Origin of the sequence: Clostridium sp. UMB9555A (genome assembly GCF_030222355.1) — a bacterium.
In the GTDB taxonomy this organism is placed as follows: Bacteria; Bacillota; Clostridia; order Clostridiales; family Clostridiaceae; genus Sarcina; species Sarcina perfringens.
Window position 1 is genome coordinate 1 of sequence record NZ_JASORQ010000004.1, and the last position, 24,080, is coordinate 24,080.

25 protein-coding genes and 1 tRNA gene are annotated in these 24,080 nt (G+C 27.6%); 20 read left to right on the forward strand and 6 right to left on the reverse strand.

What is annotated here, in order from left to right; genetic code table 11:
- The first annotated feature begins 1 nt into the window (after nucleotide 1).
- A tRNA-Thr gene (locus QP548_RS11950) sits at nucleotides 2-77 on the forward strand.
- Between the two features lie 91 nt (nucleotides 78-168).
- Here QP548_RS11950 and QP548_RS11955 read toward each other — a convergent pair.
- Together QP548_RS11955 and QP548_RS11960 are read right to left on the reverse strand one after the other, a co-directional pair.
- Nucleotides 169-1,164 carry an ATP-binding protein gene (locus tag QP548_RS11955; protein WP_061429373.1) on the reverse strand — a complete coding sequence of 332 codons (996 nt, stop codon included), beginning with the start codon at nucleotides 1,162-1,164 and terminating at the stop codon, nucleotides 169-171.
- The gene (locus QP548_RS11960; RefSeq protein WP_003456897.1) at nucleotides 1,161-2,162 is read right to left on the reverse strand and encodes a DnaD domain protein; all 1,002 of its coding nucleotides are present in this window, start codon (nucleotides 2,160-2,162) and stop codon (nucleotides 1,161-1,163) included. Before QP548_RS11960 ends, QP548_RS11955 begins: the two co-directional genes overlap by 4 nt.
- 230 nt (nucleotides 2,163-2,392) lie before the next feature.
- On the opposite strand from QP548_RS11960, the gene QP548_RS11965 reads away from it, so the two are divergent.
- Nucleotides 2,393-3,445 (forward strand): M23 family metallopeptidase, encoded by a 1,053-nt coding sequence (locus QP548_RS11965; RefSeq protein ID WP_061429372.1) that lies wholly within the window; start codon nucleotides 2,393-2,395, stop codon nucleotides 3,443-3,445.
- Nucleotides 3,446-3,447: 2 nt separating this feature from the next.
- Here the strand turns inward: QP548_RS11965 and QP548_RS11970 are convergent, their stop codons facing one another.
- The 4 genes from QP548_RS11970 to QP548_RS11985 form a co-directional block, all read right to left on the reverse strand.
- Nucleotides 3,448-4,644, reverse strand: a complete 1,197-nt coding sequence (locus QP548_RS11970; RefSeq protein ID WP_061429371.1) for a S8 family serine peptidase — start codon at nucleotides 4,642-4,644, stop codon at nucleotides 3,448-3,450.
- 66 nt (nucleotides 4,645-4,710) lie between these two features.
- Nucleotides 4,711-5,142, reverse strand: a complete 432-nt coding sequence (locus QP548_RS11975; RefSeq protein ID WP_061429370.1) for a DMT family transporter — start codon at nucleotides 5,140-5,142, stop codon at nucleotides 4,711-4,713.
- 55 nt (nucleotides 5,143-5,197) lie between these two features.
- Entirely contained in the window at nucleotides 5,198-5,677 is a 480-nt protein-coding gene (locus tag QP548_RS11980) for a dUTP diphosphatase (protein ID WP_061429369.1), read from the reverse strand.
- Nucleotides 5,678-5,873: 196 nt separating this feature from the next.
- Nucleotides 5,874-6,419 (reverse strand): 2'-5' RNA ligase family protein, encoded by a 546-nt coding sequence (locus tag QP548_RS11985; protein ID WP_061429368.1) that lies wholly within the window; start codon nucleotides 6,417-6,419, stop codon nucleotides 5,874-5,876.
- A gap of 339 nt (nucleotides 6,420-6,758) precedes the next feature.
- Between QP548_RS11985 and QP548_RS11990 the strand changes: the two genes are divergently transcribed.
- The 18 genes from QP548_RS11990 (at nucleotide 6,759) to QP548_RS12075 (ending at nucleotide 24,011) form a co-directional block, all read left to right on the forward strand.
- The gene (locus QP548_RS11990; RefSeq protein WP_061429367.1) at nucleotides 6,759-8,012 is read left to right on the forward strand and encodes a UDP-N-acetylglucosamine 1-carboxyvinyltransferase; all 1,254 of its coding nucleotides are present in this window, start codon (nucleotides 6,759-6,761) and stop codon (nucleotides 8,010-8,012) included.
- Nucleotides 8,013-8,034: 22 nt separating this feature from the next.
- On the forward strand, nucleotides 8,035-8,826 hold the full coding sequence (locus tag QP548_RS11995) for an MBL fold metallo-hydrolase (RefSeq protein ID WP_025649077.1): 792 nt from the start codon (nucleotides 8,035-8,037) through the stop codon (nucleotides 8,824-8,826).
- A gap of 15 nt (nucleotides 8,827-8,841) precedes the next feature.
- Nucleotides 8,842-9,396, forward strand: coding sequence for a GerMN domain-containing protein (locus tag QP548_RS12000; RefSeq protein WP_061429366.1), 555 nt, complete (start codon nucleotides 8,842-8,844; stop codon nucleotides 9,394-9,396).
- Between the two features lie 143 nt (nucleotides 9,397-9,539).
- Nucleotides 9,540-10,040, forward strand: a complete 501-nt coding sequence (locus QP548_RS12005; RefSeq protein WP_003456869.1) for an SEC-C metal-binding domain-containing protein — start codon at nucleotides 9,540-9,542, stop codon at nucleotides 10,038-10,040.
- Between the two features lie 106 nt (nucleotides 10,041-10,146).
- Entirely contained in the window at nucleotides 10,147-10,788 is a 642-nt protein-coding gene (locus QP548_RS12010; protein ID WP_003479386.1) for a lactate utilization protein, read from the forward strand.
- Nucleotides 10,789-11,016: 228 nt separating this feature from the next.
- Entirely contained in the window at nucleotides 11,017-11,388 is a 372-nt protein-coding gene (locus tag QP548_RS12015; protein ID WP_003469883.1) for an HsmA family protein, read from the forward strand.
- Nucleotides 11,389-11,635: 247 nt separating this feature from the next.
- A complete protein-coding gene (gene rlmH, locus QP548_RS12020; RefSeq protein WP_003456814.1) occupies nucleotides 11,636-12,115 on the forward strand; it encodes a 23S rRNA (pseudouridine(1915)-N(3))-methyltransferase RlmH in 480 nt (159 codons plus the stop codon).
- A gap of 735 nt (nucleotides 12,116-12,850) precedes the next feature.
- Nucleotides 12,851-14,077 carry a tetracycline efflux MFS transporter TetA(P) gene (gene tetA(P) / locus QP548_RS12025; protein ID WP_004455690.1) on the forward strand — a complete coding sequence of 409 codons (1,227 nt, stop codon included), beginning with the start codon at nucleotides 12,851-12,853 and terminating at the stop codon, nucleotides 14,075-14,077.
- Nucleotides 14,078-14,306: 229 nt separating this feature from the next.
- Nucleotides 14,307-14,636 (forward strand): hypothetical protein, encoded by a 330-nt coding sequence (locus QP548_RS12030; RefSeq protein WP_004455704.1) that lies wholly within the window; start codon nucleotides 14,307-14,309, stop codon nucleotides 14,634-14,636.
- A gap of 17 nt (nucleotides 14,637-14,653) precedes the next feature.
- Nucleotides 14,654-14,956, forward strand: a complete 303-nt coding sequence (locus QP548_RS12035) for a hypothetical protein (RefSeq protein WP_004455733.1) — start codon at nucleotides 14,654-14,656, stop codon at nucleotides 14,954-14,956.
- Nucleotides 14,957-15,013: 57 nt separating this feature from the next.
- Nucleotides 15,014-15,319 (forward strand): DUF960 family protein, encoded by a 306-nt coding sequence (locus tag QP548_RS12040; RefSeq protein WP_055227689.1) that lies wholly within the window; start codon nucleotides 15,014-15,016, stop codon nucleotides 15,317-15,319.
- Between the two features lie 11 nt (nucleotides 15,320-15,330).
- The gene (locus tag QP548_RS12045; RefSeq protein ID WP_061429365.1) at nucleotides 15,331-15,687 is read left to right on the forward strand and encodes a hypothetical protein; all 357 of its coding nucleotides are present in this window, start codon (nucleotides 15,331-15,333) and stop codon (nucleotides 15,685-15,687) included.
- 942 nt (nucleotides 15,688-16,629) lie between these two features.
- Entirely contained in the window at nucleotides 16,630-16,914 is a 285-nt protein-coding gene (locus QP548_RS12050; protein WP_061416052.1) for a Mor transcription activator family protein, read from the forward strand.
- Nucleotides 16,915-16,917: 3 nt separating this feature from the next.
- Nucleotides 16,918-17,376, forward strand: coding sequence for an NINE protein (locus QP548_RS12055; RefSeq protein WP_003466824.1), 459 nt, complete (start codon nucleotides 16,918-16,920; stop codon nucleotides 17,374-17,376).
- A gap of 598 nt (nucleotides 17,377-17,974) precedes the next feature.
- Nucleotides 17,975-20,455: a hypothetical protein gene (locus tag QP548_RS12060; RefSeq protein ID WP_139312305.1), complete on the forward strand. Its 2,481-nt coding sequence runs from the start codon at nucleotides 17,975-17,977 to the stop codon at nucleotides 20,453-20,455.
- A 282-nt stretch (nucleotides 20,456-20,737) separates the two neighbouring features.
- Nucleotides 20,738-21,136 (forward strand): hypothetical protein, encoded by a 399-nt coding sequence (locus QP548_RS12065; RefSeq protein WP_061429364.1) that lies wholly within the window; start codon nucleotides 20,738-20,740, stop codon nucleotides 21,134-21,136.
- 153 nt (nucleotides 21,137-21,289) lie between these two features.
- The gene (locus QP548_RS12070) at nucleotides 21,290-22,987 is read left to right on the forward strand and encodes a recombinase family protein (RefSeq protein ID WP_061429363.1); all 1,698 of its coding nucleotides are present in this window, start codon (nucleotides 21,290-21,292) and stop codon (nucleotides 22,985-22,987) included.
- A 79-nt stretch (nucleotides 22,988-23,066) separates the two neighbouring features.
- Nucleotides 23,067-24,011, forward strand: a complete 945-nt coding sequence (locus QP548_RS12075; RefSeq protein ID WP_061416044.1) for a hypothetical protein — start codon at nucleotides 23,067-23,069, stop codon at nucleotides 24,009-24,011.
- Nucleotides 24,012-24,080: the final 69 nt, after the last annotated feature.

Below are 24,080 nucleotides of genomic sequence, written 5' to 3' on the forward strand. Positions count from 1 at the left end.
TGCTGGTGTGGCTCAATTGGCAGAGCAGCTGACTTGTAATCAGCAGGTTATCGGTTCAAGTCCGATCATCAGCTCCAAAGAACTTCAGTTAAACTGAAGTTTTTTTTTATTCTTTTAGAGAGTAATTCGCCATTTAATTTATTTATGCAAAAAAGTACACCTTATCTTTTAAGTAAGATAAGGTGTATTTTTTCTTTTTTGAAGATTTTTCTTTATTCTTATGTCATCTCCGTAAGTTTTAAATAGAAGAAAGTTTCCTAGCAATCTAGAAGTTATTCTTTCTGCATAAGCTTGCTTCAATTCAGGAAGATTTAAATTTGTAGATATAATCATCTTTTTATTTAATAATATTTTTTTGTTTAGAAGGGTAAATAACTCAGTTGTAGAGAAATCAGTTATTTGTTCTGCGCCTAAGTCATCTATAACAAGTAAGTCACAATTTATAAGCAAATCTTCTAATTCATGATCATTATTAAATCTTATTTCTCTAAGATTTCTAATAAGTTCATCAGATGTTCTATAAACTACAAGAAATCCATTATCTAATAATTCTTTAGCTATGCAATAAGTTAAAAATGTTTTTCCAGTTCCAGGACTACCATAGAAAAGTATATTTTCATTATGCTTATTAAATTTAGGGATATATCCATTAACCATCTTATCAATGATTATTTGCATATTTTCTCTTGGAGAATACTTTTCATTACCATTGTTTAAAGGAGAAAAAACATTTATATCAAATTTTGAAAAATTATTTAGCTTTAAAGCATCAGCCATATGAGAATTCTCATAGTATATATCCACAAGTTTTTTCTTATAACAAATACATTTTTTAGTGCCTATATATCCTGTATCTTTACAAGATGGACAGGTATAATGCATATCCAAATAATCTTTTGGATATCCACTCATAGCAAGAAGTTGATCTTTCTCATCTCTAAGATTTTCAATTTCTTTTTTTAATTTTTCAAAACTTTCTTTTTCATGTTTTCTTAAAGCAAGCATTGAAAGTTTTAAAGAAAGCTTATTTATTTCTCTTTCATACTCAAAAACTTGAGGTAGCTTTTCTTTTAACTCTTTTTGTCTATTAGCTAGATTTGATTTTTCTTTTTGACGGATTTTTTCATACATATCCATCAATTGACTTTTATAACCTTTAATCATTCAATATCCCATCCTAACAATTGTTTTTCTAAGGAATCATAGTCATAATCTCTTTGGGTAAAGTTTGCTTCTCTAGCTGGTTTCTTTTGAATTGGAGCTGAATTATTTTTGTTAAATGGTTTTTTAATACTAGATGTCTTTTTAATATCTTTTTTTGCCACATCATCAAGAGTTTTTATACCATCTTTAAACCATTTGCCTAATATACCATCTATATATTTAAAATCAGCTCTGTTTAAACGTTCAAAGCATATATCGCAAGCCTTAAGTATTAACTCAACAGAGAAGTTATAAGTTAAAAGCCACTTTTCCATCATAGTTTCCTGTGGCTTCATTATTTCAGTATTTTGAATTCCTAAATACTTAAGAATTTTTCTTATTTTAACCCATTTATCTTCTGTTTTAGTTATATAAGCTTGAGCTTCCTCTATTGATTTTATTCCGGCATTATGCCATCCAAGAGCCACTGTCTCTATGTATCTAACATCTTTTTTACCCTTAGATACACAGTACTCTATTAGTATTAATATAAGCTCTGAGGAAAAATTAAGCTCTGTTTGCCAAGAAAGATAAGTTGTCATTTCTTTTGTGGATAAAGGACGACATATAAGCTTTTCTATATCTTTGAGCATATCCTTAGTGTTATTTTCATCAAGGGCTGATAATAAATCAACAGAGTTTTGACTTGATGAATGATTACCTTCTGATAAGTCTAAAAATTCTATTTTAAAGTTATTCATTTTATCTATAGGAACTAGTTTTATAACACCTTCGTCATGCCAATAATTAAGAGCATTCATTATATCTGATTCTAAAAGATTTAAGTTTGTTGCTAAAATTGAAGAGTTAACTCCAGGTTCTCCAGTGAAATTATATTTTAGCAATAATAAATAAACCTTAATAAATTCTCCACGAGCTTTAGGCATGTATTCTTCTAGGAATACATTACTAACAGGAGTAAACTTAGTGGCTGAGTTTTTTAACATAAAAGTACTCAAAAAATAACCACCTTTCTAGATTTATAAATAGTCTAAATTTTAAAATGTATATAAATAAAAAATAGACTATGTTTAATTATATCAAAGTGTCTTTTTTATAACAATAAAGGAGGCTTCTATAAATTGCAAAAAAATATTTTATTTACATGAATAATTTTTTGTTAAGTGGGAAAATTAATTTACGTGTTTAAATTTATACTAAAATTTTTATTAAAAGGAGAATTACCAATATGAGTATTTCAGAGGGTGAGGGGAGAAACTCTATTAAAGCTTTTCTAATTACCTTAATTATTTTATTTTTTACAGTTAAAACTAATGTTTTTGCTAACTCTTTATATCAAAGATGGGGAAGTGAAAAACTTATTTTTGTAAATATGCCTTGTATGGCTAATGTTTATGTGGAGGCTTATGAATTATCTCTAAATAACAAGGTTATAGGATATATAGGAAATCCTGATACAGTTGAAACTGTTTTAAATAAAATAAAACAAACATACATAGATAAGGCTTCTGAAAAGGGAGTTTTAGTTAAAGAAGTAAATTTTGATACAAAAATAGATTTAAAAAAGAATATGATTCAGTCTAAAGATTTAAGTTCAGTAGAGGATATAACTTCAAAAATAATGCTTGCTAATGATATTTTAGAAGAGCCATTACTAGATGTAACTATTGAAGCTGAAATTGATGAAGTGGCATCAATAGAGCCGGCAGTTGAAGTTATAAAATTAGAAGACAAGTATTTAGGAGAAAATACTATTGAAGAAGGAAAATGGGGAGAGAAAAAGGTTAAAAAGAAAGTAACCTTTGTAAATAGAAAAGAATCAGAAAGTGAAATAATATCTGAATCAGTTTTGAAAGAAGCTGAGAGTACAAAAATATATAAGGGAATAAAAAATCCAATTAACTCCAATATGGCATTTTTAGCTCATCCAACTAGAGGGGGAGTTATAACATCTGTCTTTGGAGAAAAGAGTAGAGGAGGTCATAGAGGGGTTGATATAGCTGTGCCTAGTGGAACGCCAATAGGAGCTGCTTGTGATGGTGTAGTAAGTTTTGTTGGATATGACGATATATATGGAAATATGGTTAAGATAAAGCACGATGATAATACAGAAACTCTCTACGCTCATGCTAGTTATATATTAACTGAGCTTGGAAAAGAAGTGAAAAAAGGTGAGACTATTGCCAAAGTTGGTAGTACTGGAAGAAGTACGGGGCCTCACCTACATTTAGAACTTATATATAAGGGTAATCCGATTAATCCTGTAGATTATATAAGTTAGTTTTAAATATTTTCAAGTAAAAAAGATAAATCTATGACTCCTTCTCCAACAGAATCAGAAGGTAGTTCATATTTATTATTAGAAGCTATTTTTAATAAAGAACATAAATCCTTGTAATTTAGTTCTGGCTTGGCCTCTAAAAGTAGTGCACATACTCCAGATATGTAGGCACAGGCTAAGGATGTTCCTTGAAAGACTGTGTAACTACTATCTAATTTATGAGGATATAGTTTTATTCCATTTCTTTCAGAAATATATTTTTTATCTGAGTTTAAGCACATTATATTAGCACAAGCTGCACAAAAATCTGGTTTTTTCACATTAGAATTTCCAGATGAAGAAAATTTAAAAGTTGTTGTTGGTGTCTTTGTAGAATCTATACCACCAACTGTTATACACCAAGGAGATAATGCTAAACCCTGAATAGTGTTATCTCCTTCTATGCTTCCAGAAGGGACAACAGGAATTATATTTTTACTAACTGCTAACTTAAAAAGTTCGTTAAAGTAATCTGATATTTTAATATTATGGCTAGTAAGTTCAAAAGGTAAACATAAAACTCTTATAGGATTATTCTCTTGATTTATAAGAGTTTCAATGGCGAAAAGTATATCCGAAACATAGCCCTTTCCATTAGCATCAAAGGCCTTTATACAAGATATTTTGGTGTTTTCTGCAATTCCTCTAAAAACAAGCTTTGATGAATATCCACTTCCACATATAATTCCACTTAAGGCAGTTCCATGTCCATTATCATCATAAGGATAAGAATAGTTGTTTAATAAATCTAAAAACATATCTATTTTGTTTGTAGGATTTGTTAGATCTTGATGAGGATAGACTCCACTATCAATTAATCCAATAGATACATTCTTGCCAGTAAAATTAAAAGATTTATTGGTGGCAATTCTATTAGCAGTACTTATACTAAGCCCGCAAAGTATAGCATGATCATCAAAAGAAATAAATTCTATCTCAGGATATTCAATTAATCTATTAATAGCTTTTGGTGTAAGAATAGCGCAAATCAAATTTAATGACTTAATTTCTCTTATAACAATACCTTTAAGTTTAGGTATTTTCTTTGTTATATCTTCCATAAATTTTTTGCATTTTATAAGAACTCTATAATTTGTATAATAAGAGCGATTTATATAAATTTTTAGATTGCTATCCAATTTTTGTTTTATTGAAAACATAATAAATACTCCCATATTATTTATTATTTTATAATATATGAATGGGAGTATGATTTTGACAATGTATTAACTTTTCCATTTAAAAATGATAATTCCAATTATCATTAATATGATTCCTAAATAATTGTGGGCAGCAAATCTGATTTTTTCACTATCAAAAAGGGCAAAAGCATCTATTATTCCTGCTGTTAAGAGTTGGGATATTAAGATTATTGATATACCAAAGGTTGGTCCTAAGGTTCCCACAGCAGCCATAACAGTATAGGTTATAACAACACCAATTGCTCCGCCTAGTAGATATATTTTGTTTACAGAACGAAGTTCAGAGTAATTACCGTTTCTTAGCATAAGCATAATAAGCAGTGCTAAAACAAAAGCAGAACCTTGAACTATAGTATTTGTTTCCCAAACACCTATCTTTTCTGAAACTCTTGTGTTAAAAACTCCTTGGATACTCATTGCTGCTCCAGAAATAATTGCTAAAATAATACCAAGCATAATAAATCACCTCAAGCTTAGTATTTCCACAAATAAAAAAATAACTCTCTAAATTTTAGAGAGCTATCTTACAACAATCATTTTTGAAAAAAATTTCTTCTATTTGATTTATTGAAAAACCTAAGCTTATTCCTAAACTTATAAAATCTTCAAATAATGTTTTATAGTGATCAATAGATGGAGATATTATTAAGTCATTTACATCTATAAGTAAAGTTAAAAATTGATCGCTTAAACAATAATCATTTGGTTTAACTATTAATTTCTTTAAGCAAGTATAATTTTTATTTAAGCCTATAGTAAGGATTTGTTTTAAACAATCGATATATTTTTCTAAAACTAATTGTTTTGAAACTTTAGATTTATTGCTATCGTTCCAATAAATAAAACATTTTGTTTCATCAGCTAATTCGCTTATTTTAACTTGAAGCGCTAAGTACATTCTAGTGGTAACTTTATAGTTATTTAAATTACTATCGATAACAAGTTCCTTGTTAAACTTATCTTGTTGAATAAAAAAATTATCTAACTCCATGAGTATATCCCCCTATCTTCTTAAGCAAAAAAATGCTTACTAGTTAATTTTACAGAATCTTTTCACAATTGAAAAGAAGAGAAAACGAATACAGACCTAAAAAGTTACGAAATGTTTAATTTACAATTATTTTAACCTAAGTTAATTGAATATATGTCATATAAATATTAATATAAATAGACACCATATAAATTGTTTAGTAATTTCTTAGATCGTATGATTTTACAGGGATTTCTCTTTTGTTATTTTGAAATCTCCAAAGTTCTATTTTAGAAATTTTTAATATGTTCTTTTGAGAAGATTCTCGTAAGTTAAAAACAGTAGGTTGTGTATTATTCTTTTTATGATTTTCTTTAAAGTTAGGGTTATTTATAGGTATGTATAGAGGAGAGTCAACACGCTCTCTAACATTAAAACCATGTAACTTTAGCATATCATTGAATAATCTATGAATTTTTTTAATATAACCTTTGTTTTCAATTTGTAAGTTTAGAGCTTTATTAGTGCTTTCATTAAACTCAGCACTACCAGTTAACTCTATCCTAAATTTCTTATAAGGTTTGATTAATTTAAGGACCACTTCATCTAGTTTATCTAGATTGGGGTTATCAATTGTTTCAAGAGGAATGTGTAAACTTATATGATTTCTTGGTAATTTGTATTTCCTTAATAAACCTCTTTGAAGTGATTCAAGGGATTTACAAGACTCCTCATCAAACAATGCTACTAAATAATATTTCATAACAAAACCTCTCTTGAATATTAGTTTGTTCCAAATAAATACAAACTTTGTTATAAATTATAACATATAGAATTTTTAAAAAAAATAATAAGAGAGAAATTTCAGAATAAAAAGTATTTTTAGACAATATAAATTGGGTAAATTTTAAAAGTAAACAATAAAAAAAATCTTTAAATATTAGCTTATTATGATATAATGAAAATTATGAGTAATACTTTAAATTTCACGGTTTAGCCAGTTTAAATATGGTTAATCGAAATAAAATTTTTAACTAAACAAGAATAAAAAAGAAGAAAATGGTAATTGTATACATATAAAAAATTAGCAAGGGTGAATTGTATGAATAGATTAATTATAAATGGCGGTAAAGCTTTAAAGGGATCTATAGAAATAAACGGAGCTAAAAATGCTGCCGTAGCTATATTACCGGCAGCTATACTAGCTAGCAAAGGTGAATGTATTATTGATAATGTACCAGATATAGCTGATGTACATTGCTTAGAGAGAATAATTAGATCATTAGGATGTAATGTTGAAAAATTAGATAATAACACATTAAAGATAAATGCTGAAGAAATAAAAACTGTAGAAGCTTGTGGAAATGACGTAAGAAAAATGAGAGCTTCTTATTATTTCATAGGAGCGCTTTTAGCACGTTTTAAAGAGGCTAAAGTTGAACTTCCAGGAGGTTGCCCAATAGGGGTTAGACCTATTGATCAACATATAAAAGGATTTGAAGCACTAGGAGCTAAGGTTTCAATAGAGCATGGTGCTGTAAATATAATGGCAGAAAAATTAATAGGAACAAATATATTCTTTGACGTAGTAAGTGTTGGAGCTACTATAAATCTTATGATTGCGGCAACTTTAGCAGAAGGAACTACAGTGCTAGAGAATGCAGCAAGAGAGCCACATGTAGTAGACGTAGCGAACTTTTTAAATGCTATGGGAGCTAATGTTAAAGGTGCAGGGACGGATGTCATAAGAATCAAAGGTGTTAAGGAATTAAAAGGCTGTAATTATAGTGTTGTACCTGATCAAATAGAAGCAGGGACATTTATGATAGCGGCGGCAGCTACAAGAGGAGACGTAACAATTCAAAATGTTATACCAAAGCACTTAGAGTCAATTTCAGCTAAGCTTTTAGAAATGGGAGCTAAAGTAGAAGAGGGAGACGATAGTGTTAGAGTTTATGTTGATGGAGATTTAAAAGGAGTAAATTTAAAAACTGCTCCATATCCAGGATTCCCTACAGACGTTCAACAACCAATGTGTACTCTACTATCTACAGCTAAAGGTAGAAGTATAATAGTTGAAACTATATGGGAAAATAGACATAAGCATGTAGATGAACTTAAAAAAATGGGAGCTACTATAAAAGTTGAAGGAAGATCAGCTATTATAGATGGTGTAGATAGACTTACAGGGGCTGTTGTTAAGGCTACTGATTTAAGAGCAGGAGCTGCAATGGTTATTGCAGGTTTAATTTCTGATGGAGTTACAGAGATAACAAGTATTGAACATATAGATAGGGGATACCCTCATATAGAAGAAAAATTCAGAATGCTTGGCGCTGATATAATCAGAAAATAAGAATAAAAAATGGGGGAAATATATGATTTTTTGCTCACTATATAGTGGAAGCAGTGGTAATAGCATATTAGTAGGTTCAGAAAAAACTAAAATACTAATTGATGCAGGATTATCAGGTAAGAAAATAATAGATGGCTTACAAGAAGTAGGTCAAAATCCAAATGAGATTGATGGTATTTTCATAACCCATGAGCATAGTGACCATATAAAAGGAGCAGGTATATTATCAAGAAAATTTAATATACCTATATATGCAAATGAGCTTACTTGGAAAGCCATGGAGAAATCCCTAGGAAAAATAAAAGAAGAAAATATAAAAATTATGCCTAAGAGAAGCACCATGAGTTTAAATGATTTAGATATAACATCATTTAATACTCCACATGATTCTGTGGCTTCAACAGGTTATACTATAAAGCACAAGGGAAAAAGTGCAAGTATTGCAACTGATATTGGAACATTTACAGAGGAAATATTAAGAAATATTAGAGAATCTGAAGTTATTTTATTAGAATCAAATCATGATGTACAGATGGTTAAGTTTGGACCATACCCTTATGAGTTAAAAAGAAGAGTGCTTAGTGAGGTTGGACATTTATCTAATGAAGATTGCGGAAAAGCTATCGTTGATATAATGAAGCATGATATGCATAGAAAAATAATATTAGGTCATTTAAGCAATACTAACAATGTGCCAGAATTAGCTGAACAAGCTGTTATTAATGTATTAAATGCACATAAAATTAACATAGGGAAAGATTTAGAGCTTAAGTTAGCAGATAGACATAAACCAAGTAGTTATATAAGTTTTTAAGTAAGGGGAATTTATATGAAAAAAGGGATGATTTTATTAATTCTATCATCTTTTTTGTTAGTTGGATGTGACAGCATAAAGATGGATAAGTTAGCAGCTAACAATAATGAGAGGGTAAAAACAATAGCTAATGATTTAATAGGAGATATTGATTTATCTTTATACTTTGATGGAACTAAGGATGAACAAAATCCTAAAATAGAGCAACAAGAAATACTTGTTGATGGTGATGAAATTTTAGGGCAGTATTTAATACAAGCTCTTATTCAAGGGCCATCTCAAAAGGGAAGTTTAGCTCCTATATTACCTAAGGATACTAAATTATTATCTTTTGATATAAAAGATGATATTGCAATCATAAATTTAAGCAAGGAAGCTATTGTAAATATGAGTGCATCTAAAGAACAGGCAACCTTAGAAGGTATAATAGCTACAATAACCCAAATACCAAGTATTAATAAGATTAATATACTTGTTGATAATCAAATGGTTGATTCATTAGGTGGTAATTTTGACATTAGTAAACCTTTCGGAAAAGAAGATATACCTAATTTAAAGATAAACAATTAGGGAATTTGTAAAAATGTAAACAAATAATTTCATATGTATTAAAAATATATATTTTATATGTTTATTAATTAGTAAAATATTGAAATATATTGTCTAAATTATTATAATTTTGATATAAAGTTGATTAAAAAGGAGAAGGAAGTATGAGTTTATATAAGCAATGGACAGACATGGTTGTAGAATATGTTAAGGTTAAGGGAGAAGCTGCATTCTGGAAAGAATATAGTGATGTAGAAACTAAAATATACAAAGATTTATTAGCTAATCACAAAGAAGTTAAGAAAGCTACAATTGCAGATTTAGCTAAAGAATACGGTACAACAGAAGAGTTTGTAATGGGATTCGTAGATGGAATAAACGATAGTTTAAAAACTCCATATGACTTAGAAAAAGTTGAAAGCAATACAGAATTATCATTTGATATAGACTTTGAAAATTTATACTACAATATGTTAGATGCGAAAGCAGATTACTTATTTAACTTACCTCAATGGGATGCTATATTCTCAGGAGAAAAGAGAAGAGAAATCCAATTCAGATACAGAGATTCAAAAACTGTAAGAAATGAAGAAGTTAAAGTTGGAAGAAATGAACCATGCCCATGTGGAAGTGGAAAGAAATATAAAAAGTGTTGTGGAAAATAATTAATTTTTTAAATAGGTAGACTTAGTCTACCTATTTTTTATGTGCTTTTTTAAGATTTTAATATGATATAATTTAAGTATTAATTATTTTGGGGGAGTTTATATTATGGATAAGAATGTTATGTGGTTAAGAGAATGTAGAATTAATAAAGTTATAAAGGCTTTAGAAGAAAATAATATGAATGGCTATTTAGTAAATTCAAAAGAAGAACTTATAAGTAAGATAGAAGAATTAACTAATAGTGGAGATATAGTAGCTTGCGGAGGCTCTATGTCCTTATTTGAAGCTGGAGTTATAGATCATCTTAGAAGTGGAAGATATGAATTTTTAGATAGATATAAAGAGGGGTTAAAACCTGAAGATATAAAAAAGATATACAGAGGTGCCTTTTCATCAGATGTATATTTCACAAGTACAAATGCAATTACTGAAGAAGGTGAAATATATAATGTTGATGGTAATGGAAACAGAGTAGCAGCAATGCTTTATGGACCAGATAAGGTCATAATTGTAGCAGGATATAATAAAATTGTTGAAAATTTAAGTGAGGCTATACAAAGAAATAGAAGGATTTCAGCTCCTGCTAATGCAAAAAGATTAAATAAGAAAACACCTTGTGCTAAGATAGGAAATTGCATGGATTGTAAGAGTCCAGAAAAGATATGTAGGGAGTATACTTTAATCAGAAGTCAAAGTAATTCAAATAGAATACATGTAATATTCTTAAATGAAGAATTAGGATATTAAAATTTACAAGTAAGGACATGTAAAAATGTTCTTACTTTTTTTATAAATCTGAATCTGATAAAGAATGATAATTTATAAATAATTATTATTAAATGTATTGCTTTGCAATTATTAAATTTTGAAAATTAATAAAGTCTTTTTATTAAGAAATTAATATTACTAAATTGTAAGTAGAATACAATGGTATTATAATATGAACATGGTTCAAATAAAAAGGAGATGAAAGTAATGTCAAAAGAATTAATTATAGCAATAATATTTATGAATTTAGCACTATTATTTTATAGTATAGGTGTTTGGTCTGAAAAGATTCAAAAAACTTTAAAACCATGGCACTTAGCATTTTTCTACTTAGGTCTAATTTGTGATACTACAGGAACTGGAGCTATGGAAAAAATAGCAGGTGGAATAAACTTTAGTTTCCACACAATAACAGGTGGAGCAGCATTAATATTAATGTTAGTACATGCTATCTGGGCAACTGTAGTTTTAGTAAAGAAAGATCAAAATATGATAGCTAAATTCCACAAGTTTAGTATAATTGTTTGGGTAATTTGGTTAATACCATTCTTTACAGGAGCTGCAATGCATATGCTATAAAAGTTTAAAAGACTATGTAAGAATTATATCTTGCATAGTCTTTTTTATATATAAAAATTAATATTTTAGTTTTAAAATATTATGGTATTTTAAAATGATTAAGACTATGTACTAAAAGTTAATAATTTATATTTATATATTTCATTAAATATGAATTATTAATAAGAGGTATAGGATGTTTTATAGTATTACTAAGAGCTTTACTTTATGGTAATATTATTGGTAGTTAAAACTAGGAGGGCGAAAGATGAATATAACAGTTATTTCAGTAGGGAAGCTAAAGGAAAAGTATTTAAAGCAAGCTATAGATGAGTATTCAAAAAGATTAAGTAGATATTGCAAATTAGAAATAATAGAACTTCCTGATGAGAAAACACCAGATAATGCTTCAGAAAAAGAGGAGCTACAAATAAAAGAAAAAGAAGGTAAGTTAATACTTTCAAAAATAAAGGATAATATGCATGTAATTGCTATGGATTTAAAAGGTAATGAAATAACTTCTGAGAAGTTTTCAAAGTATATAGAGAATTGTGGAGTTATGGGGAATTCAAATATTACTTTTGTAATTGGAGGAAGCCTTGGATTATCACAAGAAGTAATAAAAAGAGCTGATTATAAATTATGCTTTTCAAAAATGACATTTCCACATCAATTATTTAGAGTAATGTTATTAGAACAAGTTTATAGAGCATTTAGAATAATGAAGAATGAACCGTACCATAAATAAATGAGGTTTTGGATAGAATTGGATATATAAATGGACGATAGGTGTGCTTTAATTTTTGCAATGAAACTTACAAAAATCTAAAGTTTGAATTTTTGTTGGGTATTTTAATTTTATTTATAGATTCTTCATTTTTCACTACTTGAGAAAATTAGAATTTGTTTTTCAGAATCTGTAGCATTGAAAAAATTTTTAAAATTATATATACTATAATTATACTAAAATATAAGCATAAAAAATATAAATGTAAAGGTGTTGTAAATATGCGCAAAGAGGTAATTTTTAATTAAATTAACTGAATAAGGATTATTTTTAAAAGTATATGAAAAATCTTGAATAACTCAAGGTTTATTTGTGGTAGAATCAATTATTGATAATATTGATATTACCATGTTTATTTGTGTACTCTAAAAATAATTAGTATTATAATGAGCATGTTACATCTTTATTTGCAGGATAGGAAAACCGTGTTCTAAACACGGTATTTTTATGTCTATTTTTGCTATATATAGATATGGTATAAGATTTTAATTTGAATAGCTTAATCATAAGTTATATAATTAAAGTTCTATATTTTATGTTTATATTTAGGTTATATGATTATGAGGCTGTAAGTGAATTATGTTCATTTACAGCTTTTTTTGTTTAAGGAGATTATTTTGATGATTTATATATTTAAATATGAAGATTATGAAAAACAAACAAATTTTTTAAGAAATACTAGGATGGTGATGATTAATGGTTAATAAACTTTCAGCATATAAAACTTATTTATTATTTTCAGCTATTACAGCAATGTGTTTTTCGTTAGTAGCTACAGTTATGATAGTGTATCACATTGAAATAGTTCATTTAAATCCACTTCAGCTTATACTTGTTGGAACTACTTTGGAATTAGCATGCTTTATATTTGAAATTCCTACAGGTATAGTTGCAGATGTGTATAGTCGTAAACTATCTATTGTTATTGGGGGAGTTTTAACAGGAGTGGGATTTATTTTAGAAGGTTCTATTTCTAGTTTTGTTTTCGTACTTGTAGCACAGATTGTATGGGGATTAGGGTCTACTTTTATCAGTGGCTCGCTTGAAGCTTGGATTGCGGAAGAAGAGAAGAATAAAGATTTAGATGAAATTTATATAAAGGGAGCACAAGCAGGGCAGATAGGAGCATTTATTGGAATAGTACTAAGCACTGTAATAGCTAATTTCTCTGTAAGGCTTCCTATTATAGTTAGTGGAGTTTTATTTATAATTCTTGCATTATTTTTATGGTTATATATGCCAGAAAATAATTTTAAACCATCTGCTCCTGGGGATTTAAATACATTCAAAAAGATGGTATATACATTTAAATCTGGTCTTAAATTTGTAAAAAGTAAATCTATAATTATGATTTTACTTGCAGTAACTTTATTTTATGGATTATCAAGTGAAGGTTATGATAGACTTTCTAATGCGCATTTTTTACAAGATACTACACTTCCTAAACTTGGAAACCTTAGTTCAGTGACTTGGTTTGGAATTTTTGGAATTTTAGGAATGATATTGAGCTTCATAGTAATGCATTTTATGGCAAAGAATCTTAAGAATGAGGATAATAGGAAAAATGGAAAACTATTATTATGCATAAATATACTTTATATATCGTCTATGTTGATATTTGCTCTTACAAGAAACTTTAGTTTAATGTTAATAGCTTATTTGGCAACAAATACCTTTAGAATTATAAATGAACCTATATTCAGTGCGTGGTTAAATGGGCATATAGATGATAATTCTAGAGCTACTGTGCTTTCTATAAATGGACAAATGAATTCCTTAGGTCAAATTTTAGGTGGACCGATTATAGGAATCATAGCTACAAATATTTCAGTAAGTATTGGTATAGTATGTACTTCATTATTAGTAGCACCAGTATTAGTGTTATATATTATTTCTATGATAATGGATAAAAAAATATCATGAATATAAGGGATTAAAAATGAAGATAATTTGATTGAACAATACAAGAAGGTTCGTAAATTTTTTGTAGAAATCTTCAAAAACACTTTTAAATTACAATATTAGAATTAGGTTAATTACTGTATTAAAAGATAAATTAAATATATATTATTAACTTAGAAAAACAAACTTTTACTTGTATTTATGTATACAAGTAAAAGTTTTTTACTTTCTTAGAAGGGAGAAATTTATAATGAAAAAGGTTTATTTAAAAAATCAATTAAAAGGATATCCTATAGAAGTAATCAGTAATGTTTTAGACGTCATTAATGTATTAGGTGAAAATTATGGAGCTAATAGAGATATAGAGAAAGATTTAGGAGGATATATAGTTATAGCAGAAAATATCGTTGTTATCGAAATGTTAAAGAAAGATAAGTTACAAGGTTTAATACCAGAATATACTGATATTATTGAATGTAAGGAAGGAGTTAATTGGACTTCTTCCTTATTTTTGCTTTCAAGTGATTATGCAATTGTAGTAGTAACAACAGAAGAACTTTCTAAGTTCCTATTAGAATAAATGGAGGTTAATTTAATGTGAGTAAGAATATAAAAGAGGATAAGATAATCAAGGAAACTAAGTATTGTAAGATAATAAATCAAGGAAAAGTTGGAGATGATGAATATACATATACAATAGAAAAGATATATATCAAGGAACTAAAAAGGAATGAAATAAGATTCTGTGTATATAAATCTACTAGAAGAGGTGATGAGACTTATATTCCAAGAAGTCTTGATGTAACTGAATTAGAGTTAATGGAGTTAATAAAGAAGTCCATTAAAGAGAAAGTATTTTCAGATGAATTCATAGAAATGTTGAAGCAAGAATTAAAATAGCTACTTAATTACAAGAAAAGTAATTAGGTAGCTTTAATTATTTTTAGGAGGATTAAGATGTTTAAGAAAGAGAGCAGATATATAACAAGAGGAGCTAATGAAAAGTTAGATTTAAGATTACAACTTATACTTTGGAGTATGATTGATAAGTTGAATGAAGAGGGAAAGGAATTAGACTACTTACAAGTTTTCAAAGTAAGAAAATGTAAAGAAGGAATTGTAATTGAACATAGTCAAGAAGTTCCAGAGTATAAAGAAAAGTATGTTATAGATTTAGAAAATATAGAGGTTAATGGAAACATAAAAGTTTTCGTAATAGATGATAATGAATACTCAACTATGATGTTAGCAGAAGAATATTAGGAGGTAATAAGATGAAAGAACTAAGTAAAGAAAAGTCTTTTGAGTATAGTTCTAAGGAACTACTTGGAGTAATGAGATTTGATTTCTACGATGGAGGACTTGCTAATCAATGGAATCCTAGAGATTTAATAATTGAGTTAAATGATAAAAAGGAAATAGATTTAAAGAAGTTGCAGAAAGAATTAAACTACATTCAATTTGATTTAATAAAGAGTTTTGATACTGTAGTAAGTTTTTGTAATGGTAGAGGATATGATAATGAAACATTAGTCTATATAGATTTAGAAGTTGCTAAGTATGTAATCAAATTAGTTCCTGTAAGAGATAGTTACTCATATATTTATACATATTTAAAGGAGGTGAGATAGATGGATATTATAACGGTAATAAAAGTAGTTGGTACTATATTAACAGTTGTTGCTACTTCAATAGAAGCGGTAAATAATAAGTAATAATAGTATAGTTGTGATAAATTTTAAAGTATTTTAATAATTAATAATCTAAATAATAATAAGTTTAAATGTAGAAAAGAATAATGATTCAACAAGATAAGTTGAAAAAGCCTTGTGATGATAGAGAGAAATAGGGCAAAAAGCAACAAAAACACATCAGAAAACAGAGATTTTCTAAATTGTGAATAAATGTAGCCATTAGATTAAAAAAGCTCAAAAAAAAGCTAAATAAGTTGTTTTTAACTTGAATAATTAGATAAAAAAGTTGGAGGTCACAAGAAAAATTTTAGTAGATTTTACATTCTAGGAAATCAAGTAGGAAAAGAGCAATAAAAATTGAATGAGTAGAAACTCCTAGAGTGATTAATTCCACTTGAAAATAAGTGTAATTGAGAACATATAATATATGGTAGGTAAATAAATTTCACTTAAAAATAAAAAAATTAAAAAGATAAAACATATAAATAATGGAACTTGTAAAGAGGGAACTCGGAACTCGAAAGGAGTGACGGGGGGATAGGGGGGCTAAAGCCTTAATAAAATAAAAATATATAATCAGAATAGAGAAAAAAAGAATAAAGAATAAATATATACAATTAATAATAATTAAATCATATATATAATACCAATAAATAAAATTAAAAGAGTTAATGTTTCTATATTTCAGGAGCATTAACTCTTTTTATATTAATGATTCAGATAAGTAATATTAATACAATAAATTCAATGTCTATTTTTAGATATTGAATTTATATATATGATTTTACAATAGAAAATCACATATATAATCAACATTACAAAAAATGTAAGTGAGGTTATTATTTATATTATAAATGAAAAGGAGGAGTAAATATATGTATGAGTAAAAAGAGTGAAAATTATAGTGGTATTTATAAAGATATGGTGGAAGTATTGGGAGAGGAGATTACATTAAAGATATATGAGAATTACAGAGGTCAGCAAGTAACTTTTCCAATGAGATTATATTCTAAAAGTTACATATTAGAATACTTAAATAAAAACTATAATGGTAAAAACTTAAAAGAGTTGTCAAGAAAATTAGGATATACGTGTAATTGGCTACAACAAGTTATAAATAAAGAAATAATTAGAGAAAAAAATAAGGAAAAAGTGGAGGTATAAATTATGTATTGTAAAGAATGTGGAAATAAATTTAAGAATGAAAAAGCGGTTGTATGTGTTCATTGTGGAACAAATAAAGGACAAGGTAATAATTACTGTAGTGAATGTGGTACAGAAGTTAAGAATAAAGAAGGAGCAGAAGTATGTTTAAATTGTGGATGTAAATTAAAGAATTCAAAAATAAACATATCTAATAGTTTAAAAGGAAGTAATGGGACAGGTAAACCAATAGGAAATTCTAAAGTAGTAGCTGGTATTTCAGCAATATTGTTAGGAGCTATAGGAATTCATAATTTTTATTTAGGCTATAAAGAAAAAGGATTTATCCAAGTAGCAATATTTTTAATAGCAATAATATTCTTTGAGCCTTTAGTTTTAGTTAATAACGTATGGTCAATAGTAGATGCTGTAAATATTTTTAGAGGAAAAATGAAAACTGCAACAGGTGAGGAATTAGTCTAATTATAAATAAATTTTCACTAGATATTTATTAAATTTTTAATAGATATTTAGTGATTTTTTTTTGTAAAATATGATGTAAGGTGTTTTTTTAGGGGGAATATATCGTTGTTACCGTTATATATAATACGATAACAACGATATTTTTAAGTACAATTAGGAAAAACTAAAAAAATAAAAAAATATTTATGCAAAAAATGAAGTGATTTAAGTATAAATATGCAAATGGAAATAAAATACATAAGAGCAAAAATGGCTATAAACCAAGTGGAATCAATGGGTTGGTTGGAATTTGGTTAAGAGTAAGGAAATCTAGGCTTAAAAAGTTGATTAGGTTTTTATGCCAGGAAGTCTTGGGTTGGAATGCGATGAATGTAACTGAAAAATAGTGAATTAAAATACGTGGAAGCCTTGATATAGCAAAGGTTGAGGGTATTTACATATTAAAAAATATTGGTATAATACAGAATATAAAGTAAATAAAACAAGATAAGCTATGAATAAATATAAATAATAATTCGATTTATTTATAGGAAAAGATAGCAAATTGGTTTATACTATGTATTTTAGTAAACGTTTACAAAGGCTAGGAGGAAGAAGAATGAGTAATAACAACTTAAAATTAAGAGAAGAAGTAATGAAAGGGTTAAATGTTTTAGAAAAGATGGAAAATCCATTAGAGATTAGAATGCTTAAAACAAAAAAGGGAACTAGAAGTGGATACTACATTGATAAGAACAAGCTTTTAAGTGATATTCAGAAATACGATGGTGTAGATAATATTTTTTTCACACTTAATGTTTTTTCATATGATTTAATGGCAAGAGCAAAGGATAAGTTGCTAGATTATGCACAACATACTACATCAGATTCAGATATTATAAGAAGAAAATTACTACTTATTGATATTGACCCATGCAGAGCATCAGGAATTTCATCAACTGATGAAGAACTTGAATATGCTAATAAAATTGCTGATGAAGTTAAGTTGTTTTTAGATGATAATGAATTTCCACAACCAGTTAAAGCGTGTAGTGGAAATGGATATCACTTATTATATAAGTTAGATTTACCTAATACTAAGGAAGTAACTGAAAATATAAAAGTTTTTTTACAAGTGCTAGATAATAAATTCAGTACAGAGAAAGCAAAAGTCGATACTACTAATTATAATCCAGCTAGAATAACCAAGCTTTATGGAACTATTGCTTGTAAAGGCGATAGCATTGAAGGAAGACCACATAGAAGGTCAAGAATTGTAGATGTACCAGAAAAATTTGAAGTAGTAGAGGAAATTTTAATAAATAAGATAGCAGAGCTTATGCCTAAAAAGGGAAATAAAACTAAAGCTAAAAAGCAAAGTAATACTAGCAAAATTCAAAGTAAAATTGACGTTAAAGAATGGCTAGATACGTATGGAATAGATATAGATAGAATAAAAGAGGAGTCAGATAGAACTTGTTATGTATTGAAAAGGTGTCCTTGGAATGAAAATCATACAGATAAATCAGCTTCAATAACTCAATTTCATGAAGGTGGAATAAGTGCTAAGTGCCATCATGATAGCTGTTCACATGAGAGTTGGAAAACTCTTAGAGAACGCTATGAAGGTAAAAAAAGTAGAAATAAAAATCTAAAAGAGGAGAAAAAAAGCCAAGCAGATATAATGATTGAAATGGCAATGAATGAAGAAGATGAGTTTTTTCATGATGAATTAAATGAAAAGTATGTAGCCATAAAGAGAGAAGGAAATCCGTTAGTACTGAAAGTTAATGGACAGGACTATAAATCTTTTTTAGTTAAGCGATTTTTCAAAGAGACTAAAAAAGCTCCATCTAAGGATTCAATTAATCAAGCAGTAAGTGTATTAGAAGCTTTAGCTCAATATGATGGAGAAGAGATTAATGTAGCTAAAAGGTGCACGGAAAGAGACGGAGCTATTTATTATGACCTAGGTGATAAGGAATGGTCATTCATAAAAATTACTAAGGAAGGTTGGAAGCTTGATAATAGTGGACAAATATTATTTACAAGACGTAAGACAATGAAACCACAGGTTTTACCAGAAGAGTATGATGACATATCTATAATTAATAAACATTATAGATTTAAGACAGATGAAGATAAAATTTTACATACTGTTAGTACTGTTACCAAATTTTTAAGTATAGGAAATCCTATAATAGTTTATCATGGCGAAAAGGGAGCATCAAAGACAACTACTATGAGAATGGATAGAAGCATAGTTGACCCATCAGCAAGAGATGTAATATCAATGCCTAAGAGTTCAACAGATTTATCATTAGTTTTACATAATAATTACTTACCATGTTTTGATAACATAGATAGTATTTCAGCAGAAAAGAGTGACATATTATGCACAGCTGCTACAGGGGGAGGGTTTAGTAGAAGAAAGCTTTATACAGATGATGAGGAGAATATATATGAATATAAAGTGCCAGTAATTCTTAATGGAATAAATGTTGTAGCAACAAGACCAGATTTATTAGATAGAAGTTTACTTTTAGGACTTGAAAGAATATCCGAAGATGAAAGAAAGGAAGAAAGTGAAGTATGGGAAGAGTTCAACAGAGATAAACCTAAAATGTTAGGAGCTATATTTAGTACTATATCAAAAGCGTTAACTATTTATCCTAGTGTAAAGTTAAAGAAGCTAGGAAGAATGGCTGACTTTACTAGATGGGGATATGCTATAGCAGAAGCTTGTGGTATTGGTGGAGAAAAGTTTTTAAAAGCCTACCTTAATAACCAACATAAAGCTAATGATGAAGCAGTTAGCTCAAATCCAATTGCAATAGCAATTATTAGATTAATGGAAAATACACATTATTTTGAAGGGTCAGCATCTAAATTACTAGAAATTCTAAACTCCATTGCAGAAGATGAAAAGATTGATATTCAATCAAAACTATGGGCAAAAGAACCTAATGTACTTAGTAGAAGATTAAATGAATTAAAATCTAATCTTCTTATGGAGGGAATAACATTTTCTACAAGCAATACTAGTTTAGGGAGGAAAATTGAAATCCGTAAAAGTCCTAAAGAACTTATTGGTGGATAATCATCAATGGAAGTATCCGATATAGCTAATTTTATACAAGCAGAATCAGAAGTAATTGTTTTTTAATTTATTAATGACATTATCGTGGTTCAATACTTCGATAATGTCGATAATTTCAAGATAAAAGGAGTTAGTAAAATGAATAATATTAATAGTTGCCAAGAAATAATAGATTTAATTTCAGAAATAATAATTAATTATATTACTAGAGAGTGTGTAAAAGAAGAGAATAATTAAAAATATAATGTAAATTAATAAGCATATATGGAGGAGAGATTAGAAATGAATAATATTAAAGTAAAATTTGAATGTGACTCAAGTGAATACATGGAGTTAAGAAATAAAAGTGTATGGGTAGCTGTTCATAATAAGTTAGTTATTATGAAAAATAAAAGAAGTAGAAGAAAAGAAGGATGGATAGAAAAGTTAATTACAGAATTGTATTGTTCAACAGGTATCTACCATGTAAGTTTAAATAGGGAAGACAAAGATAAAATAGTAATTAATTTTTTTGATTTTAACTTAATAGGTTCATATGGGTTTAGTCAAGAGGAATGTTGTAATGACATTGGTAATGTAGGAGAAATGTTAAAAAAAGTAATGAAAAAATTTAGGTTGAAAGATTATATATTCATATATAAATTTGAACCATTAGGAGTTGAGACTGAATTTTTTAATTAGCTGATTTTATATAGATTAATTAACAATGGAAAATATCGAAGTATTGAAATATCGAAATGTAATTACTACGATATTTTCCATAATAAGTTTAGGGTAGTGAAATAGAAAGTTAAGTATATATTATAAGTTTGATTAGATATTAGGAGGAGTTCTATGGGATTTAAGAAATTGGTTAATGATACAAAAATTGAAAAAAGGAGGAAAATAATTGCCATATATTGCCGGGTGAGTACCGATGAACAGGCAGAATTTGGATATAGTATAGATGAACAAAAAAGACTTTTAGAAGAATGGTGTAAAGCTAATGATTACATAATCTATAAATGTTATTCTGATAGAGGAATAAGTGGAAAAAACATAAAAGATAGACCAGCATTAAAAGAACTTTTAAGTGATGCTAAAGCAGGAAAGTTCGATATGGTTATATCTTGGAAGATAAACCGTGTAAGTAGAAAGTTAGAAGATGTTTTAAAGATTGTAAATCTATTAGAGAAAAACAATATAACATTCAAATCTTATTCAGAACCTTTTGAAACAGATACACCAGCAGGAAGAATGCAATTTCAAATGATGGCTTTAATAGGAGAGTTTGAAAGGGGGACTATTGCACAGAATGTTAAGATGGGGATGATTGCAAAGGCAAAATCTGGAAATTGGTGCGGTGGACGAGTCTTAGGATATGACTTAGTACCAAATAACTCACCAGAAGAAGAAAAAAAGGGGAAAAACAAACTAGAAATCAATGAAAAAGAAGCCGAAATAGTAAGGTTTATATTTAATGAATATAGTAAAGGAAAGGGATATAAAGCAATAACTAATAAAATGAATAAATTAGGATATAAAACTAAAAAGGGAAATAACTTTTCAGTAGGAAGTATAAGAGATATACTAACTAATCCAGTATACATAGGAGAAATAAGATATAATGTAAGACAAAATTGGAGTGAGAAAAGAAGAAGGAATATAAATCCTAATCCAATAAGAGTTAAAGGAAAACATGAAGCTATTATAGATAGAGAGCTATGGGATAAAGTTCAATTAATTTTAGAAAGTAAGAAAGGAAAGCCCTCAAGAATATATGATGGAGAATATCCATTAACAGGAATACTAAGATGTCCTAAGTGTGGAGCTGGTATGGTGATTTCTAGGACAACCAATACATTAGCAGATGGTACTAAAAAGAGAATAGCTTATTACTGTTGTGGTAATTGGAAGAATAAAGGAACTTCAGTATGTAATAGTAATACAATAAGAGTAGATAAAGCTAATGAATATGTATTTAAAAAGATTGAAGAATTAGTATCTAATGAAGCAATGATTAAAGCAGTTGTTAAAAATATTAATAAGGAAAGAAAAGATAAAGTTAAACCAGCTAAAAGGTTGTTAAGTGACATAGATAAAGAGCTAGAAAAACTAGACAAAAGAAAACGAAAAATCTTTGAAGCATATGAGGATGACATCATAACTAAAGAAGAGTTTCAAATTAGAAAGGATGAACTAAATGAGAAAATCAGAAATTTAGAAGAAGAAAAGAAGCCTTTGCTAAAAACTATTTCTGAGGAGGTAAGCGAAGAAATACCTTATGAGTTCATTAAAGATATACTTATGAATTTCAGTAAGATATTAAATAGTAGTGTAAGTAGAGAGCAACAGAAAAAGTTACTACATATGATAATATCTGAAATAACAATGAATGAATCAAGAGAAATAGACTCAATAAAACTTAATATAAATGAAAAGCTAGTTGAATATCTAGTAAAAGAAGGAGGAGTACCTATTAAAGGTATTCCTTCTTCTTTTATGTTAATAAATGTTGGAGTAAGAATATTGAATTTAGATATTGTTATATAGAGAGTGATTAACAAGGTATTATATAATACAATTGATATGATATTTTAGAATTAGTTAGTGAGAGTGAGAGGGTAGATACATGGAAATTATTCATGAAAATCATGAAAAAATAGATATAATTAAGGATTTTTGGCTAATTCACCAAAGATTAAGGGAAGATTTTTATCTTTTAAATTCTATAAAGGATATTTTTGATGGATTTATAACTTTAGATTCTAAAGAAAATTGTAATAAGAATAATGTTGCAATGGATGAGTATGTTAAAGCCATAAATACATTAAATGAAAAATATATGAGTATAGAGTATAGATTATCAAATGAAACTACTAATGAATGTTATAGTGAGGTTGCTGTAACTTTAACTTCAAATAAAGATAATATTAAGTTTAACGAAGGTTTTATAGAATTATATGAAATAATAGTAGAAAGTATAAATTTAAGTAGTGAAATTCAAGAGTTAATAGTTGATACGCTTAGGTTTATAGTAATTAAAAGAAGAGAGTTTAATGAAAACTTAATTAAATCTAGCGAATTAAATGATTTTAATTATAGTATTATGATAGATAGAGATAATGTTAAAGAATTACTAAATAGAAGTGTAGATGAAGACAAGATAATAAATTATGAATTTATTAATACAAAAAAAGATTATATGAAAGATTTTAGAAAGCTTGTTAATAAATATGGTAATATAAATTTAGGAATGACTAAAAAAATAATGATAAAAAAAGTCGATAGAACTTATATAATTGATAGGTTAAGAAAACAAGTTCAAAATCAGTATAATTATACAATTCAAATAACAGAAGCTATTTCTTCTAATATAAAAGAAAAAAATTTAGATAGATTAAATAAAAATCTATTCGTTATTAATATTGTAGCTCCTATAATAGGGTTAATTAGCATTTTACCAATAATAAGTAGTATGTACCAAAAATATGGGGTAGAAGAGCTTAGTATTTTAATTATACTTTCTATTTTAATAATAGGACTTTTGTATTGGAAAACATTTAAGAAGAAATAAAAAAAACCGCACTTAATACTGATACGGAGAACCGTACCATAAATAACGGAGGTTTTTACTAAAATAGTA

Coding starts and splice junctions, on each gene's coding strand:
- rlmH (WP_003456814.1), top strand. CDS start 11,636: ATGAATATAACAGTTATTTCAGTAGGGAAGCTAAAGGAAAAGTATTTA.
- QP548_RS12030 (WP_004455704.1), top strand. CDS start 14,307: ATGAAAAAGGTTTATTTAAAAAATCAATTAAAAGGATATCCTATAGAA.
- QP548_RS12005 (WP_003456869.1), top strand. CDS start 9,540: ATGAGTTTATATAAGCAATGGACAGACATGGTTGTAGAATATGTTAAG.
- QP548_RS12070 (WP_061429363.1), top strand. CDS start 21,290: ATGGGATTTAAGAAATTGGTTAATGATACAAAAATTGAAAAAAGGAGG.
- QP548_RS11980 (WP_061429369.1), bottom strand. CDS start 5,677: ATGGAGTTAGATAATTTTTTTATTCAACAAGATAAGTTTAACAAGGAA.
- QP548_RS12060 (WP_139312305.1), top strand. CDS start 17,975: ATGAGTAATAACAACTTAAAATTAAGAGAAGAAGTAATGAAAGGGTTA.
- QP548_RS11970 (WP_061429371.1), bottom strand. CDS start 4,644: ATGTTTTCAATAAAACAAAAATTGGATAGCAATCTAAAAATTTATATA.
- QP548_RS11985 (WP_061429368.1), bottom strand. CDS start 6,419: ATGAAATATTATTTAGTAGCATTGTTTGATGAGGAGTCTTGTAAATCC.
- QP548_RS12040 (WP_055227689.1), top strand. CDS start 15,014: ATGTTTAAGAAAGAGAGCAGATATATAACAAGAGGAGCTAATGAAAAG.
- QP548_RS12065 (WP_061429364.1), top strand. CDS start 20,738: ATGAATAATATTAAAGTAAAATTTGAATGTGACTCAAGTGAATACATG.
- QP548_RS11995 (WP_025649077.1), top strand. CDS start 8,035: ATGATTTTTTGCTCACTATATAGTGGAAGCAGTGGTAATAGCATATTA.
- QP548_RS11955 (WP_061429373.1), bottom strand. CDS start 1,164: ATGATTAAAGGTTATAAAAGTCAATTGATGGATATGTATGAAAAAATC.
- QP548_RS12055 (WP_003466824.1), top strand. CDS start 16,918: ATGTATTGTAAAGAATGTGGAAATAAATTTAAGAATGAAAAAGCGGTT.
- QP548_RS11965 (WP_061429372.1), top strand. CDS start 2,393: ATGAGTATTTCAGAGGGTGAGGGGAGAAACTCTATTAAAGCTTTTCTA.
- QP548_RS12010 (WP_003479386.1), top strand. CDS start 10,147: ATGGATAAGAATGTTATGTGGTTAAGAGAATGTAGAATTAATAAAGTT.
- QP548_RS12045 (WP_061429365.1), top strand. CDS start 15,331: ATGAAAGAACTAAGTAAAGAAAAGTCTTTTGAGTATAGTTCTAAGGAA.
- QP548_RS12075 (WP_061416044.1), top strand. CDS start 23,067: ATGGAAATTATTCATGAAAATCATGAAAAAATAGATATAATTAAGGAT.
- QP548_RS12000 (WP_061429366.1), top strand. CDS start 8,842: ATGAAAAAAGGGATGATTTTATTAATTCTATCATCTTTTTTGTTAGTT.
- QP548_RS12015 (WP_003469883.1), top strand. CDS start 11,017: ATGTCAAAAGAATTAATTATAGCAATAATATTTATGAATTTAGCACTA.
- QP548_RS11990 (WP_061429367.1), top strand. CDS start 6,759: ATGAATAGATTAATTATAAATGGCGGTAAAGCTTTAAAGGGATCTATA.
- QP548_RS11975 (WP_061429370.1), bottom strand. CDS start 5,142: ATGCTTGGTATTATTTTAGCAATTATTTCTGGAGCAGCAATGAGTATC.
- QP548_RS12050 (WP_061416052.1), top strand. CDS start 16,630: ATGAGTAAAAAGAGTGAAAATTATAGTGGTATTTATAAAGATATGGTG.